Raw genomic sequence first — 14,289 nt, 5'->3', positions numbered from 1 at the left:
GAGTGGGGAACCAAATGGTGATTATGCAGGCTAACAAAATCTATAAAACCTACGGCAACAAATTTAATAAGCAGGAAGTATTAAAGGGAATTGATCTCCAGGTGAATAAAGGCGAATTCGTGGGGATCATGGGACCTTCCGGGTCCGGTAAAACGACGCTCCTCAACGTGCTGTCCTCGATTGACCGGGTCAGCAAAGGGACGATAGAAATTGAGGGCAAGGAATTCACCGGAATGAAGGAGAAGCAGCTGGCGGAGTTCCGTAAGCATCACCTCGGCTTTATTTTTCAGGATTACAACCTGCTGGATACGCTGACCGTCAAGGAGAATATCATGCTGCCGCTCTCGATCACTGGCATGTCGAAGAAAGAGGCTCATCAGAAGTTCGACCAGGTATCCGGGGAGCTGGGCATCCATGAGCTGAAGGACAAATATCCGGCGGAAATCTCCGGCGGGCAGAAGCAGCGGACCTCTGCGGCGCGGGCGTTCGTGCATGATCCGAGTATTATTTTTGCCGATGAGCCTACGGGGGCGCTGGATTCCAAGTCGGCGTCCGACCTTCTGAATAAGCTAGCCGCCATGAACAGCAAACGCCAGGCTACCATCGTCATGGTTACGCATGATGCGGTTGCCGCAAGCTACTGCAGCCGGGTGGTATTCATCCGTGACGGGCAGATCTACACACAGCTGAACAAGGGCGATGAATCCCGCCAGTCCTTCTTCAATGATATTATCAGTACCCAGGGAGTCCTTGGCGGTGTCACGCAATGAGTCTGAATTATATCATCCTGCGGAATCTCAAAAAGAATATCAAGAACTATTATCTCTACGTCTTTGCTCTGATCTTCAGTGTGGCCCTGTACTTCTCCTTCGTGACGCTGCAGTTTGATCCGGCGATGGATGAGGTCAGCGAATCCATGAAAGGCGGGGCCGCCATCGGCGCTTCTTCCGTCCTGCTGGTCGCCATTGTCGCCATCTTCCTGCTGTACGCGAATACGATCTTCATTAAGCGCCGCAGCAAGGAGATCGGGCTGTTCCAGCTGATCGGACTGACCAAGACGAGAATCTTCGCGCTGCTGAGCGCCGAGAATCTGATGCTGTACTTCGGCTCGCTCTTCATCGGCATCGGGGCAGGATTTGTCATGTCACGGCTGATCCTGATGATTCTGTTCAAAATTCTGGAGATCGACAAGCTGGCAAAGCTGCGCTTCTCCCCGGAGGCGTTCCAGCGCACGGTCCTGGTGTTCGCAGCGGTATATGTGCTGATTATGATCATGAATTACACCTTCATCCGGGCGCAGAGTATCCTCTCGCTGTTCAAGACAACGTCCACGACACAAGGGCTGGTTAAGAAAATGCCCCTGTGGGAGATTATTATGGGGCTGCTCGGCATTGGCTTCATTGCTGCGGGATATTATGTATCCAGCCAGCTGTTCAGCGGGAAGTTCACAGGCATGAACGGACTGATGCTGGCGATGATTATTATTTTGGCGCTGGTCATAGCCGGTACTTATCTGTTCTATAAAGGTTCGGTCAGCTTCATCTTCAATGTCATCCGCAAGCGCAAAAAAGGCTACCTGTCCATTAACGAGGTGTTGTCGCTCTCTTCGATTATGTTCCGGATGAAATCCAACGCCCTGCTGCTGACCGTCATCACCACGGTATCCGCGCTGGCCATCGGCCTGCTCTCTCTGAGCTATATTTCCTACTACTCAGTAGAGACATCAGCCAAAGAAAGCTCGCCGCATGATTTCGGCTTTGTTATGAAGGATGCGGGGGCTAACTTCGTTCAGGCACTGGATAAGAAAAAGATTGGGTATACGGTGTTCGAGATTCCTACAATCCGGGTGAAGCTGGATCTTGGGGAAGTCCTGGAGAGCAGTAAATTCCCGGACAATGATGCCAGTCTCGAAGCTACGGTGATCAGCGATAGCAGTCTGGAAGGGAAAGATGTACAGCCGGGTGAAGTCATGATTACAGGTTACACCCATGCGCTGCAATCCATGCTGAAGCTCAGAGACAGCGGTGAAGTGGACTTTTACACAAAGGACGGCGTCATTAAACAGCAGCTTAGCGAGTTGTCTGAAAAGCCCGTATTACCGTATTATTATGGCGGCGGGGTGATCGGGGTGTTCGTGGTGGATGAGTCGGTCTTCCAGGAGCTGACAGCGCATCAGGACCCGAATTTGCAGAACAACAAACCTGGCAGCGGGAATTACCGCGGGATTATGCTGAAGGATCATTCTCAAGTCAAAGAAGCATATAAAATCTATCTGGAACAGAAGCCGGAGTTCCCAAGCTTCGCGCAGTATGAGTATGAAATTAACCAGCGTACCAACATGGGCTTAATTATGTTCATTGTCGGATTCCTGGGCCTGACCTTCCTGATTACCTCCGGCTGCATTCTCTATTTCAAGCAGATGGATGAGAGTGAGGAGGAGAAGGACGGGTATACGATCCTGCGTAAGCTGGGCTTCACCCAAGGGGACCTGCTGCGCGGTATTCAGTTCAAACAATTGTTCAATTTCGGCATCCCGCTTGTTGTCGGCCTGTGCCACAGCTACTTCGCCGTGAAGTCCGGCTGGTTCTTCTTCGGGACCGAGATGCTTACCCCGATGTTCGTAGTTATGGCGGTATATACTGTGTTATACTCCATCTTCGGTCTTTTGTCCGTGCTGTATTACAAGCGGGTAATCCGGGAATCGTTATGATTAACCTATAAGGATATGGAACAGAGAGGATAGCCTTGGGGCTGTCCTTTTTGGCTCTATGTGGTGACAGGAAATAAGCAGAGTTGTGTCGAATCTGTACAGAGCAAAGGGATGATAATAGAATCAGAGCAGGGCCGAGACTTCATATTATAATACAGAAGAGGTGCGAGCGCGTGTCAGTTACAGTTGGAGCCATCCGGGCGATTAACCGTTATCCGGTGAAGTCCTTGGCGGGGGAAGAGCTGGAGGCCTGCCGGATAGAATCCTACGGGGTTCAGGGAGACAGATATTGTTCGTTCTATGATATGACCAAACAGGACTGGTCGCAGTACATCACTGCCAGAAAGATACCGAAGCTGATGTCCTATAAGGCGGAATATACCGGCGAAGATATTCGTGTCACGGCGGCGGATGGCCGGGTATTCGGCTGGGATACAGAGCTGCTTGAGGAAATCCAGAGTCTGACCTCTACAGAGATTACGATGTCTGCGTTCAAGGCGCCTCACCCGGAGGCGAAGCATCCAGAGCTGCTATCCGTAGACGGGGCCAGTATTCTGCTCGTGACCGACAAGAGCCTGAAGAAGCTGGAAGCGTTATGGGGCAAGCCAGTCGATCAGCGCCGCTTCCGGGGGAACTTCGTGGTGGAGGTCCGTGAGGATTCGCTTGGGGAAGAGGAGTGGCTCGGCCGCCGCCTGTCGATAGGCAGCGCGGAGCTGCAGGTGGACAGCTATTGTGAGCGCTGTGTTATGATAACTACCAACCCTGATACCCTGGAGCGGGACAGCTCTCTGCTCAAGCAGGTTCACAAGGAGCTTAATCTGAAGTTTGGATTATATGCTTCTGTTATTCGGACCGGTGAGGTCCGGCTGGGCGATCCGGTGGTTGTGCTGGAGGACTGAGGCGGGGAATGTTGTATTCGGTGCAGGATTTAATATGAGAGCCAAACGGAGTGATTGATATTCTGGAATTATCCATGGACAATGCTAATGAGCTGGTGAAGGTGACACATGCGCTCTCTACGGAGCTTAGGCTGCGAATGCTTGCGCTGCTCAACAGCCGGAGAATGAATGTAGCGGAGCTGGCTGAGGCGCTGGAGATCCCGGTCTCCACGTCGGCCTCGAATGTGAAGGTGCTGGAGCAGGCGGGGCTGATTGAGACGGAGCTGCTGCCCGCTTCACGCGGAGCGATGAAGGTCTGCAGCCGGATCTATGATGATATCAGGATCATCATCAATGTCCCGGAGCGCCTTGCGTCAGCGGACCACGGCGAGTACTGCTATGAGATTGCCATGCCGATCGGCAATTTCACTGCCTGTGAAGTGGCGCCTACCTGCGGCATGGTCAGTGAGACCGGGCCGATTATTGCCGGGGACTCTCCGGCAGGCTTTTTCCACCCGGACCGGGTGTACGCCCAGCTTCTCTGGCTGCGTAAGGGCTATCTGGAGTACCGCTATCCGCTGGAAATTCCGCAGGGCGCAGAGATCCGCCAGATTCAGTTCTCGATGGAGATCTGCTCGGAGGCGCCGAATTATGAGAATGACTGGCCTTCGGATATTACGCTGTGGATCAACAATGTAGAGGTGGGCACCTGGACCTCGCCCGGCGACTTCGGCGGTAGACGCGGGAAGCTGAATCCTTCCTGGTGGATTGATACGGGCACACAGTTCGGCGCTCTTAAGACCTGGAGCGTAGATAATACCCGCAGCACCATCGACCATCAGGAGATTTCTGCCGTCCATCTGGGCCTGTTGAAGCTTACTGAGCAGAGCCATGTCGATCTGCGGCTGGGTGTGAAGGAGAATGCGAAGTTCAAGGGCGGGATCAACCTGTTCGGCAAGAAGTTCGGCGATTATGAGCAGGATCTGTTGATGAAGATTTTTTATAGTGTGAACCCTATATAAGCATGTACATGTAAAAAGACCCGAACTCCACGCAGTTGTGGAAATCGGGTCTTTGTATTGAAATGTACCCTGCCCTCAGGGGTTGGACTCCGTTCGCGCGCCTGTCTATTGCCCGCTGCTTCCCGGTTCCTCACAGTCATAAGCATCGGTATTCGGATTCTCCGCCAGTTCACGGAAGTGGCGGAGTTTATAGCGGATGACTTCTTGCGTCTCTTGAAGCCTTGCGATCTCATGGGCGATTGTATCATTGTGCGCTTCTAGTATAGTGTACCGTTCAGATAACGTGCCATCACCCTGACGGGTCAGCTCCAGATAATGCCTCATCTGCTCGAGCGTCATTCCGGTAGCCTTCAGGCGCATCAGGAAACGGATGCCCAGAATCTGGTCCTTACTGTAGTGCCTATGGCCATTGGGTTTACGGTCAGCATAGGGAAGCAGACCAATCCGCTCATAATAGCGTATCGTATCCTCGGTTAAGCCGGTCAGCTCCGCAGCCTGGCGGATGGAAGTGACGGTGTCTGGAATGTTCTGTGTGGTGAGATCCATGGGAGCCTCCTTGAATTAGGTTACCAAGGAACTTCTCCATTCTCATCAAAAAATCCTCCTGTCGGGCCATCTGCATCCAGTGTAGCCAGACGTACGGCGATGCCAGCCCCTTGCTCCACGGTGCGCAGGCCGGTGAAGCCGTTGAGATCGGTCGCGGTAAAGCCGGGATCACCTGAATTGATTTTAAGCGGAGTATCTTTGAATTCTTTGGCAAAAGTGATCGTAGTCATGTTAACTGCAGCTTTGGAGCTATTGTAGGCAAGTAGATTAAATTCAGCATGCTCATGACCGGGATCGCTGTTGAAGCTCAAGGAACCCAGGCCGCTGGACATGTTGACAATCCGGCCTGCCGGAGACTGCAAGAGCAGCGGAAGCATAGCTCTCGTTACGGAAAGGGTGCCGAAAAAGTTGGTCTCGAACGTTGCTCTGAGGTCACTCATCGGCAATTGACTGGGAGCAGCACCGCCCCCAAGGGAAATGCCTGCATTGTTGATTAGAACATCAAGGCCGGAGTAATCCCTGGCAATAGTCTGCGCTGCTGCAGCAATACTGTCTTGATCCTGCAGATCAATATGGATGAAATGGGCATCAATGCTCTCCTGTGCCAAAGCGGCTGCCGCTTCGCTACCCCGCTGCTCATCCCGTGAGCCGATCAGAATTCTATGGCCGAGGGCTCCGAGCTGCCGGGCCGTTTCATAGCCGATCCCTTTATTTGCACCTGTGATCAGTACGGTCGTTGGTTGTGTCATTGCGTATTCCCCTTTTCCTGTTTCGAATTGCGGTGGCCACCTGTCATGAACTTACTACTTGGAGTATGCTCAAAGTCAAGTAACTAATTTTAAGGGGATGTCGGCAGACTTTATTGTCCACTAATTCATGGAGTAACGGGCATTGACATTTCAGCAGATTCTGCAATAATTAGTACATATTTATTGTATTAAAACAAAATTATTGTTTATAAGGAGCGTGTGCAGTTCGATGACCACTCAGCACTATATCAAGGATTATCCGCGGCCGCAGTTCGTCCGTGACGCCTGGCAGAGCTTAGATGGGGAATGGGATTTCCGGTTTGACGATGACAACGCTGGAGAACGGGAGAGATGGAACGAGCAGCTGAACGGGGATTTGAAAATTCAGGTGCCGTTCACCTATGAGACGAAGGCCAGCGGGATCGGGGAGACGGTCTTCCATCCTTATGTATGGTATGAGCGGGAGTTGCAGCTGCCTGCTGATTTGGGACAGAAGCGGGTGCTGCTGAATTTCCAGGCGGTAGATTACAACGCGAAGGTGTGGGTGAACGGCAGGTACGCGGGAGGGCATCAGGGCGGTTATGCGGCTTTTTCGCTGGATATTACTGATTATCTGAACACGGCTCCAGGCGTGCCGAACCGGCTGGTCGTCAAGGCGGAAGACAGCCAGAGCTGCACACAGCCACGGGGCAAGCAGCGCTGGGTAGAGGAGAACTTCGAGTGCTTCTATGTGCAGACGACAGGCATCTGGCAAAGTGTGTGGGTAGAGTATGTATCACCCTCGTATCTCAAATCTGTCAAAATCACGCCGGATCTCGATACCCGCTCTGTCCGTTTTGAATATCAGACCCACGCGGCTGCGCCTAATCTCCGCCTGGAGACCCGGATCAGCACGGGGGAGCAGACCTTCAAGCAGGTCTCGCTACAGGCAGACCGGGCCTGGCTGCAGCTGGATGTGGAGCTGACGCATGAAGCGCATGGCCCGTGGAAGCTGCAGTCCTGGTCGCCTGCGTCGCCAATGCTGTACGGGGTGGAGTTCATTCTGTACCAGGATGATCTGGTCATTGACCGGGTGTATTCCTACTTCGGACTCCGCAAAATATCCATCGAACAAGGCAAGGTGCTGCTTAACAATACCCCGGTGTATCAGCGGCTGATTCTGGATCAGGGCTACTGGCCGGAGAGCCATCTGACCCCGCCTTCGGAGGAGGCGCTGATTGCCGATATCGACGCGGTTCTGGCGATGGGCTACAACGGTGTCCGCAAGCATATGAAGATCGAGGATGCCCGCTTCCTGTACTGGTGCGATGTGAAGGGACTGCTGGTCTGGTCGGAGATGGCGGCGACCTTTGAGTTCAATGACGAAGCGGTGGAGAACTTCACGAACGAATGGACAGAGATTGTCCGGCAGCAATATAATCATCCTTCAGTGATCACCTGGGTGCCTTTTAATGAATCGTGGGGCATTCCGGAGGTCTACACGAATAAGCGGCAGCAGAAATTCACGGAAGCGATCTATCATCTGACCAAGGCGATTGACCCGAACCGTCCGGTTATTGTGAATGACGGCTGGGAGCATACCATCAGCGATATTATTACCCTGCATGATTATGAGGAGAGCGGTGACGTCTTGCATAAGCGTTATGCAGACGCAGGAAGCGTGCTTGGCGGGGAATTCTCGTTCAATAACTGGAAATACGTGATGGCCCAAGGCTATGCCTACCGCGGCCAGCCGGTGATCGTCAGTGAATTCGGCGGCATTGCCTTTGATTCCGGTGACGGCTGGGGATATGGAGAGCAGGTGGGCAGCACGGAGGCCTTCATGGAGCGTTTCTGCTCAATCACCCAGGCCATTAAGGACACCCCTTATATCTGCGGATATTGCTACACACAGATTACGGATGTCCAGCAGGAAGTGAACGGACTCTTAACGGCGGACCGGACACCGAAAATTCCGCTGGACGAGATTCGTAAGGCCAATTTGCAGCTAAGGGAATAATCGTAACATTGTGGCCTAACAAGCGGCGAATCAGGTGACTAACTCAAGCACCGGGCAGAAGCCGGGGTTCCCGGAGCATAAGGCTGCGGTGAATTCCGGCCGCTTCTTCGCCAGTACAGCGAAATAGCTTCGGATGACATGGTTCAGCTCCACCGTCCCATTCTGGAAGGACAAGGATTTCAGCGTCTGAACATGGGCGTAATAGTATTTGGTCTCCTGCCTGGGCAGCTTGTAGACGGTGGGCGGAACATAGGTGGTGACGTCGAAGATATTGGCATAGCGGTAGCTGCTGCGGACATATAAGCTGAAGGCTTTGGCAAAAGCCGGGTCCCCCACACGGGGCGATCCATAGGTGTAGAGGTAGGGGGAGCTGTAGGCAGAATTGGCAGCAAGATCCAGCACACACAGGGTCGCAAGCGCCCCGCCGAGGCTGTGGCCGGTGACATACAGTGTCTTCTCCGGGGACAGGGTGCTGAGTATGGCAAGAATATCATCCCGTGCCGACGCATAGAGGTCTGTGAACCCCCTATGGGTCAGGCAGGGTTCCGGAATATACGGGTATTTTTTTTGGCCGGCATTCATGTTAGAGAGCCAGTCATTGGTCGAGATGCTTCCGCGCCAGGCAATGATAATCGCCTGCGGAGATTCCAGAATGAAGCCGAACAGCTCCCAGACATTACCCATGGACTTCGCCTGGAAGCTGTGAACGACCGAGAAGCCTGCCGGAACAACGAATGAACCGTCCGCATTGGCAAATTGGGTATAAGTCTGTCCACAGACAGCCGCCAGAAAGATGGCCCATTCCTCTTCATTTCTCATGCTGCTCATCCCGCATCCCGCCCTTCTTTTCTATCTGTGTATGATCAGAAGGCGGGATTGGTGCCTATGGGGACAGCCGCAATTTATGCATGAACAAGCCCGATTCAGAGATAAGTCTCATGAACCGGGCTTGGCTTCGTGACTATTCAGTTCTTGTCTTGCACTTCCCGGTCCGGCAGCTGGGTTACATAACTGTCCGACATGCGCAGCAGCTCCAGCGCCCGGGTGAATTCATCCTCTGTCGATTGCAGCAGTCCCGTCCCGTCACCGGTTAAGGTATAATGCTGGCCGTCCTCGAACCCGCTGCCGGACAAGAAGAGTTCTTCGTTATTGACGAATGATCCTGTCGGCAGATAATAGCGCTGCGGCAGCAGGTTATACTTCGTCTGGTTCAACAAATCCTGTCCGAAATGAATATGATTATCCAGCGGCACGCCGAGCAAGTTGGCTGCGGTAGGGAGAATGTCAACCTGCCCGCCAAGCTGCTCCTTCACGCTTGGTGCCGTAATGCCGGTGGCAGAGATCATAAGCGGGATATTAATCAGATCGCGTTCATTATATTCATGGTCCAGAATCTCCTCCAGCAGGACCTTGTCGGCCTCTTTCAGCGAGAATATAGGAAGACCCCGGTGATCGCCGTAGAGGACAACCACACTGTTATCCCACACCCCGCTGCTCTTGAGCTCGTCAATGAATTGGCCCAGCGCGTAATCCGCATAGTTCTCGGCGCGGATATAGTCACCGACAAGTGTACCCTCGTAACGCTCCGGCAAGGTCATCTTGTATTTGCTCTCCGGGATGGAGAACGGATTATGCGATGACATCGAGATCACATGGGCATAGAAGGGCTGTTCACGCTGATCCATCTGTGCAAGCTCGGCAGAGGTTTTGCTGTACAGGACTTCATCCGAAGAGCCGTAGAAGACAGCATCCTCTTCACCGAAATAAGTCTTGTCATAATAACGGTCGAAGCCGAGTGCATTGTACAGCTCTCCGCGGTTCCAGAATTCCACATTATTGGTATGAAAGGTTGCGGTAGCATAACCTTGGGCCTCCAGCAGCTTAGGCAGGCTAGGCAGCTCCTTCGGAGCGTACATCTCCGTTGCCGGGCCATCCGGCGGAACATAATAGGAGGTGTTGACGATAAATTCGGCATCCGAGGTATTGCCCTGTCCCACCTGCTGAAAGAAACGGGGGAAATAGTAGCTTCCGGCGGCCAGCTTATTCAGATTCGGAGTGATCTCTGTTCCGTCGACCCGCAGGTTGATCAGGAAGTTCTGCAGCGACTCCATCTGGAGGATGATCAGATTCTTCCCCTTGGCGGCTCCGAACAGGACCGGATCATGAGCAGGCTGAATCCCCTTGGTCCTGTCAATGCTGGCCTGGGAGATCTCCGCACGGTCCATAGGCTCTTCCTCAGGTTGACCGAGCAGGGCGGCATAGGCTTCATAATTGAGAATCCCCATCTGCTCCGCCTTGACATTCTCATTCATACTGGCCTTGTTCGGAAAGATATTCATCATACACATGACCAGTGAAATACAGAACAGGACAGCTAGGGCCTTGCGGTTGCTGCGGCGGGACATGGAGTGCTTCCAGGCCAGCGCTCTCTTCCTTCTGAGCATAATGAAGCCAATGATGATGATGTCAACAAATATAAGCATATATTGCGGATGCACGACGGCGAATATACTTTTTTTGACGGCACCCACCTGCTTGACCTGGCCGAAGACCTGAGACGTAGCAATCATTCCAAAATGATTATGATAGACAATAAGAGAGAAGAACAGGACGGTAATGAGCAGATTGACGAGCAGATAAATGGCGACCTTGCGCCTCGTGGCGAACCATTCGATAAGGCAGAACAGCAGCAGCACGAAGGGGATTTCCTTCAGCCAGGTGGTCCAGGTCGGGCCGTCCTCGAATAAGTAATACCAGGCGAAATAGCTCTTGACGAGCATGATCAGAGAGAAGAACAGAATCGATCTTTTACTTAGAGAACGTGATTCCTTGTCAGGCATTGCATATGCGCATCCTTTTCTATATAATCCATTAATTCTATTACATGGCCGAGCTTGAAATCAACCGGATATCAAGGCGGTATGGTGAAAAATAAGGTGTAAATTCACTAGATATACGTTATTCTCAAAGAAGATCCGGGAAGAATAATAGAGGATAACCCCAGCAGGAGGAACATTAATGTCAAAAGAATTCTCACGCCAATATACAGAAAGTGTAAAGCTTGAACTATTGAACAGACTCGGTCTGAAGCAGGTGTACTTCAAGGGACAGCAGGGCGATGATCTGTTATATGAGGCAACGGGCTTCGACCGGGGCACGGCGCATAAGTTCTGTGTCCGAACGAGGAAGGGCACCATCGACGAATGGGTAGGCGGGAAGTGGATGAAGGTCCGCAGCTTCACTATTGCCACCAGACAGGAGGGATTGGTATGAGCGGTGTCTCCCCTCGGCAATTACAGGTACAGCCGCTGGCTGAGATCGGACAGCTGAAGATTCATGGGCGGACGACGGGAGAGCTGGCCCCGCTGACTTTATTCTGGACTGGAAGTGCGATTGAGCTGAATGTCCGGGCGTCCGAATTGTGGATTGAGGCGGAGTCCGGCTATGATCATCACGAGTCCTGGATCAGTATATTGATCAACAACGTTCCGGTAAGCAGACAAATGCTGAATGCCGGAAGGCACTGGATCTGTGTATTCAGAGGAATGAACCCTGAGCGTGTGAAGAATATCCGGCTGGTAAAAGAAGTTCAGGCGATGAGCGGTGACCCGGGCTGCTATCTGCAGTTCCATGCGGTCCGCACAGACGGCGGGTTCCTGCCTGTCGAAGACAAGCCTTACCGGATTGAGTTCGTCGGGGACAGCATCACCTCCGGTGAAGGCGTGATCGGAGCCAAGGCGGAGGAAGACTGGATACCGGCCTGGTTCAGCGGAGTCCACAATTATACAGCAATGACCGCAGAGGCGGTCCAGGCTGACTACCGTGTGGTTTCACAGAGCGGGTGGGGCGTGCTCTCCAGCTGGGATAACAACCCGCAGGGCAATATTCCTGACATCTATGAGCAGGTCTGCGGCCTGCTCACCGGACACCACAATGAAGCACTTGGAGCGCATCAGAAGAATGATTTCGGCTCCTGGCAGCCGGATGTGGTCGTTGTCAACCTGGGCACCAATGATGACGGCGCTTTTCATTCGCCGGAATGGCAGGATGAGACTACCGGACAGAGATATAAGCAGCGGCTGAAGGAAGACGGAAGTTATCATGAAGAGGATCTGGCTGCCTTCGAGTCTGCGGTGACGAAGTTCGTGGGCAAGCTGAGGACCTGTAACCCCGACGCGCATATCGTGTGGGTATATGGAATGCTGGGCCTCTCGCTGATGCCGGCCATTTACCGTGCTGTGGATACATATATTAAGTCCACAGGCGATAGGAACGTGTCTGTGTTCCAGTTGCCGAATACGACAAGTGAGACTATAGGAGCGAGAACCCATCCGGGGCTGCTTGCCCATCAGCAGACAGCACAGGAATTAAGCGGCTACATCCGGGGACTATTGTCAGGTTCCTAGATGCTGCGGCAGATACCTTCAAGCAGATACCTTCTATATGAAGAGGCAGGGACGCTCATCGGCTGATGGGCGTTTTTGCTGTAAAGCATTTGACAAGAAAACCGTCCGGACGGTATAGTTAATTCAGAGGTGAGTCAAATGAACAGTAATTCCAAACGCAGCCTGATCCTGGCTGCAGCTTCAACGGTTGTGAAGCAGAACGGGATTGAGAAGCTCACGCTAGAAGCGGTCGCCGCCGAAGCGGGGGTAAGCAAGGGCGGTCTGCTGCACCATTTTCCGAATAAGGACGCATTAATCCAAAGTATGGTCTCGGGCATAACGAGTGATTTCGCAGCCGATGTTCAGAAGAGAGCGGACCAGGATACACGGATTCAAGGGAAATGGAGCCGTGCTTATTTACAGTCTACCGTAGATGCTGATAAGGATGGGCAGGATATGAATGTTGCGCTTAACGCAGCACTTTTTACCAACGGGGTTCTGCTGGATGAACTAAGGGAACAGTACTCGGTCTGGCAACAGAACATAGAGAATGATGGTATTGATCCCGTAATGTCCTCGATTGTCCGGCTGGCGGTGGACGGCCTGTGGTTGTCGGAGGTGTTCGGAATCGGGGAGATCGGTGATGAAATGCGCGGCAAGGTTATTCATAAATTACTGGAAATGATTGATTAGGAGGCAACCCCATTGAATTCTTATGTGTTGTTATCATTAGCCATTGTCAGCGAAGTCTTCGGCAGCTCTATGCTGAAGGCCTCGAACGGGTTCAAGAAGCTGCTTCCCTCGATTGCGGTGGTTGCGGGCATGGGGCTGGCGTTCTTCAATCTGTCCCTGGCACTGAAGGAGATCCCTCTTGGGACAGCTTACGCCATCTGGTCAGGGGTGGGAACGGCGTTAACCGCCATGGTTGGCGTCCTGGTCTATAAAGAACATCTGAATGTCAAAAAAATGGCAGGATTAGTGCTCATCATTGGCGGTGTAGTGCTCCTGAAGCTTTCAACGGGGGAATAATCATGAAAAGTTATCTTGCATTAAGTGTCGCCATTCTCTCGGAAATCTTCGGAACGACGATGCTCAAGCTCTCTGACGGATTCAGCAGCCTGCTGCCATCCATCGGCGTGGTGATTGGCATGGGACTCGCGTTCTACAGCTTATCTATCAGTCTCCGAACCATTCCGTTAAGCCTCGCTTATGCGATCTGGTCGGGAGCCGGTACCGCTCTGACGGCCCTCATCGGCATCCTGATCTGGAATGATCCGTTCAACCTGCTTACCGGCATCAGTCTGCTTATCATCATCGGGGGGCTGGTCCTGCTGAATTCTTCCAGTCCTTCCCGGCAGGAAGCGGAGAAATCACCCGCGAAATAACAGGAAAACAGCAAAAGGAGAACTTATGAACCGGATTCTAATTCTCGGATCAGGCGGGTCAGGCAAGTCTACCCTGGCGCGGCAGCTTGGCGGGTTGCTAGATCTTCCCGTCGTGCATTTAGATGCCCATTTCTGGAGCCCGGGCTGGATTCCCAAGCCGAATGAGGAATGGGAGGAACTTGTGCGGCAATACACGGACCAAAGGCGATGGATTATGGATGGCAATTATTCAAGGACGATGGATATGAGACTTAAGCGTGCGGATGTGATTATTTTGCTGGATCTGCCCAGGCTCCTATGTATGTACAGGATTGTAAAGCGTCGAATGATGTATCACAACCAGTCTAGACCAGATATGAACGAAGGCTGCCCAGAGAAGCTGGACTGGGCATTCGTGAGATGGGTATGGAACTACAAGACACGAAGCCGCAGCAGCACTATGGAGAGACTCCGGCAGACCGGGTCTCACCAGGAAGTAATTATTGTAACCAGCAGACGGCAGGTCAAGGAGTTAGTCAAGAGCTTCGCGGATGCCGGAAGGTCTGGATAGACGGAAGACCGTTAAGAGTATCGAGGAAGCGGGCACCCGTTAATCTGGTGCAGGAACTGTCGGAT

At 52.6% G+C, this 14,289-nt stretch carries 15 protein-coding genes; 11 read left to right on the top strand and 4 right to left on the bottom strand.

Annotated features, from left to right (window positions below):
• Positions 1–14 precede the first annotated feature (14 nt).
• The 4 genes from KDC22_RS20155 (at position 15) to KDC22_RS20140 (ending at position 4,610) form a co-directional block, all read left to right on the top strand.
• Entirely contained in the window at positions 15–770 is a 756-nt protein-coding gene (locus KDC22_RS20155) for an ABC transporter ATP-binding protein (protein ID WP_173132808.1), read from the top strand.
• Positions 767–2,710 carry an FtsX-like permease family protein gene (locus KDC22_RS20150; RefSeq protein WP_211720126.1) on the top strand — a complete coding sequence of 648 codons (1,944 nt, stop codon included), beginning with the start codon at positions 767–769 and terminating at the stop codon, positions 2,708–2,710. The genes KDC22_RS20155 and KDC22_RS20150 overlap by 4 nt, the downstream gene beginning before the upstream one ends.
• A gap of 173 nt (positions 2,711–2,883) precedes the next feature.
• A complete protein-coding gene (locus tag KDC22_RS20145; protein ID WP_211720125.1) occupies positions 2,884–3,609 on the top strand; it encodes an MOSC domain-containing protein in 726 nt (241 codons plus the stop codon).
• 50 nt (positions 3,610–3,659) lie between these two features.
• The gene (locus KDC22_RS20140; RefSeq protein WP_343221778.1) at positions 3,660–4,610 is read left to right on the top strand and encodes an ArsR/SmtB family transcription factor; all 951 of its coding nucleotides are present in this window, start codon (positions 3,660–3,662) and stop codon (positions 4,608–4,610) included.
• Between the two features lie 105 nt (positions 4,611–4,715).
• On the opposite strand, the gene KDC22_RS20135 is transcribed toward KDC22_RS20140, so the two are convergent.
• Together KDC22_RS20135 and KDC22_RS20130 are read right to left on the bottom strand one after the other, a co-directional pair.
• Positions 4,716–5,156, bottom strand: coding sequence for a MerR family transcriptional regulator (locus KDC22_RS20135; protein ID WP_211720124.1), 441 nt, complete (start codon positions 5,154–5,156; stop codon positions 4,716–4,718).
• Positions 5,157–5,176: 20 nt separating this feature from the next.
• Complete coding sequence (locus tag KDC22_RS20130; protein WP_211720123.1) at positions 5,177–5,905, bottom strand: SDR family oxidoreductase; 729 nt, start codon at positions 5,903–5,905, stop codon at positions 5,177–5,179.
• 229 nt (positions 5,906–6,134) lie between these two features.
• Between KDC22_RS20130 and KDC22_RS20125 the strand changes: the two genes are divergently transcribed.
• Positions 6,135–7,904 (top strand): glycoside hydrolase family 2 protein, encoded by a 1,770-nt coding sequence (locus tag KDC22_RS20125; RefSeq protein ID WP_211720122.1) that lies wholly within the window; start codon positions 6,135–6,137, stop codon positions 7,902–7,904.
• Between the two features lie 30 nt (positions 7,905–7,934).
• Here KDC22_RS20125 and KDC22_RS20120 read toward each other — a convergent pair whose 3' ends face one another.
• The gene (locus KDC22_RS20120; protein ID WP_211720121.1) at positions 7,935–8,732 is read right to left on the bottom strand and encodes a lipase family protein; all 798 of its coding nucleotides are present in this window, start codon (positions 8,730–8,732) and stop codon (positions 7,935–7,937) included.
• Positions 8,733–8,869: 137 nt separating this feature from the next.
• Positions 8,870–10,744 (bottom strand): LTA synthase family protein, encoded by a 1,875-nt coding sequence (locus tag KDC22_RS20115; protein ID WP_211720120.1) that lies wholly within the window; start codon positions 10,742–10,744, stop codon positions 8,870–8,872.
• Between the two features lie 178 nt (positions 10,745–10,922).
• Here KDC22_RS20115 and KDC22_RS20110 point away from each other — a divergent pair, with 178 nt between their 5' ends.
• The 6 genes from KDC22_RS20110 to KDC22_RS20085 all read left to right on the top strand — a co-directional run bounded on the left by KDC22_RS20110 (position 10,923) and on the right by KDC22_RS20085 (position 14,224).
• Positions 10,923–11,177, top strand: coding sequence for a hypothetical protein (locus KDC22_RS20110; protein ID WP_211720119.1), 255 nt, complete (start codon positions 10,923–10,925; stop codon positions 11,175–11,177).
• Complete coding sequence (locus tag KDC22_RS20105) at positions 11,174–12,310, top strand: SGNH/GDSL hydrolase family protein (RefSeq protein WP_211720118.1); 1,137 nt, start codon at positions 11,174–11,176, stop codon at positions 12,308–12,310. Before KDC22_RS20110 ends, KDC22_RS20105 begins: the two co-directional genes overlap by 4 nt.
• Positions 12,311–12,448: 138 nt before the next feature.
• Complete coding sequence (locus KDC22_RS20100; RefSeq protein WP_173132838.1) at positions 12,449–12,982, top strand: TetR/AcrR family transcriptional regulator; 534 nt, start codon at positions 12,449–12,451, stop codon at positions 12,980–12,982.
• A 12-nt stretch (positions 12,983–12,994) separates the two neighbouring features.
• Positions 12,995–13,318 (top strand): DMT family transporter, encoded by a 324-nt coding sequence (locus KDC22_RS20095; RefSeq protein ID WP_211720117.1) that lies wholly within the window; start codon positions 12,995–12,997, stop codon positions 13,316–13,318.
• A gap of 2 nt (positions 13,319–13,320) precedes the next feature.
• The gene (locus tag KDC22_RS20090) at positions 13,321–13,674 is read left to right on the top strand and encodes a DMT family transporter (RefSeq protein WP_173132844.1); all 354 of its coding nucleotides are present in this window, start codon (positions 13,321–13,323) and stop codon (positions 13,672–13,674) included.
• Positions 13,675–13,699: 25 nt separating this feature from the next.
• A complete protein-coding gene (locus KDC22_RS20085) occupies positions 13,700–14,224 on the top strand; it encodes a DNA topology modulation protein (RefSeq protein ID WP_211720116.1) in 525 nt (174 codons plus the stop codon).
• The last annotated feature ends 65 nt before the right edge of the window (positions 14,225–14,289 follow it).

Source organism: Paenibacillus tritici (assembly GCF_018207515.1).
Classification (GTDB): domain Bacteria; phylum Bacillota; class Bacilli; order Paenibacillales; family Paenibacillaceae; genus Paenibacillus_AQ; species Paenibacillus_AQ tritici.
The sequence above is the reverse complement of the archived record's forward strand: the minus strand, read 5'-3'. Positions and strand labels throughout refer to the sequence as shown.

Bases quoted from the DNA above. Each gene is read 5' to 3' on its own strand.
- KDC22_RS20155 (WP_173132808.1), top strand. From the start codon at position 15: ATGGTGATTATGCAGGCTAACAAAATCTATAAAACCTACGGCAACAAA.
- KDC22_RS20150 (WP_211720126.1), top strand. From the start codon at position 767: ATGAGTCTGAATTATATCATCCTGCGGAATCTCAAAAAGAATATCAAG.
- KDC22_RS20135 (WP_211720124.1), bottom strand. From the start codon at position 5,156: ATGGATCTCACCACACAGAACATTCCAGACACCGTCACTTCCATCCGC.
- KDC22_RS20130 (WP_211720123.1), bottom strand. From the start codon at position 5,905: ATGACACAACCAACGACCGTACTGATCACAGGTGCAAATAAAGGGATC.
- KDC22_RS20125 (WP_211720122.1), top strand. From the start codon at position 6,135: ATGACCACTCAGCACTATATCAAGGATTATCCGCGGCCGCAGTTCGTC.
- KDC22_RS20120 (WP_211720121.1), bottom strand. From the start codon at position 8,732: ATGAGCAGCATGAGAAATGAAGAGGAATGGGCCATCTTTCTGGCGGCT.
- KDC22_RS20115 (WP_211720120.1), bottom strand. From the start codon at position 10,744: ATGCCTGACAAGGAATCACGTTCTCTAAGTAAAAGATCGATTCTGTTC.
- KDC22_RS20110 (WP_211720119.1), top strand. From the start codon at position 10,923: ATGTCAAAAGAATTCTCACGCCAATATACAGAAAGTGTAAAGCTTGAA.
- KDC22_RS20105 (WP_211720118.1), top strand. From the start codon at position 11,174: ATGAGCGGTGTCTCCCCTCGGCAATTACAGGTACAGCCGCTGGCTGAG.
- KDC22_RS20100 (WP_173132838.1), top strand. From the start codon at position 12,449: ATGAACAGTAATTCCAAACGCAGCCTGATCCTGGCTGCAGCTTCAACG.
- KDC22_RS20090 (WP_173132844.1), top strand. From the start codon at position 13,321: ATGAAAAGTTATCTTGCATTAAGTGTCGCCATTCTCTCGGAAATCTTC.
- KDC22_RS20085 (WP_211720116.1), top strand. From the start codon at position 13,700: ATGAACCGGATTCTAATTCTCGGATCAGGCGGGTCAGGCAAGTCTACC.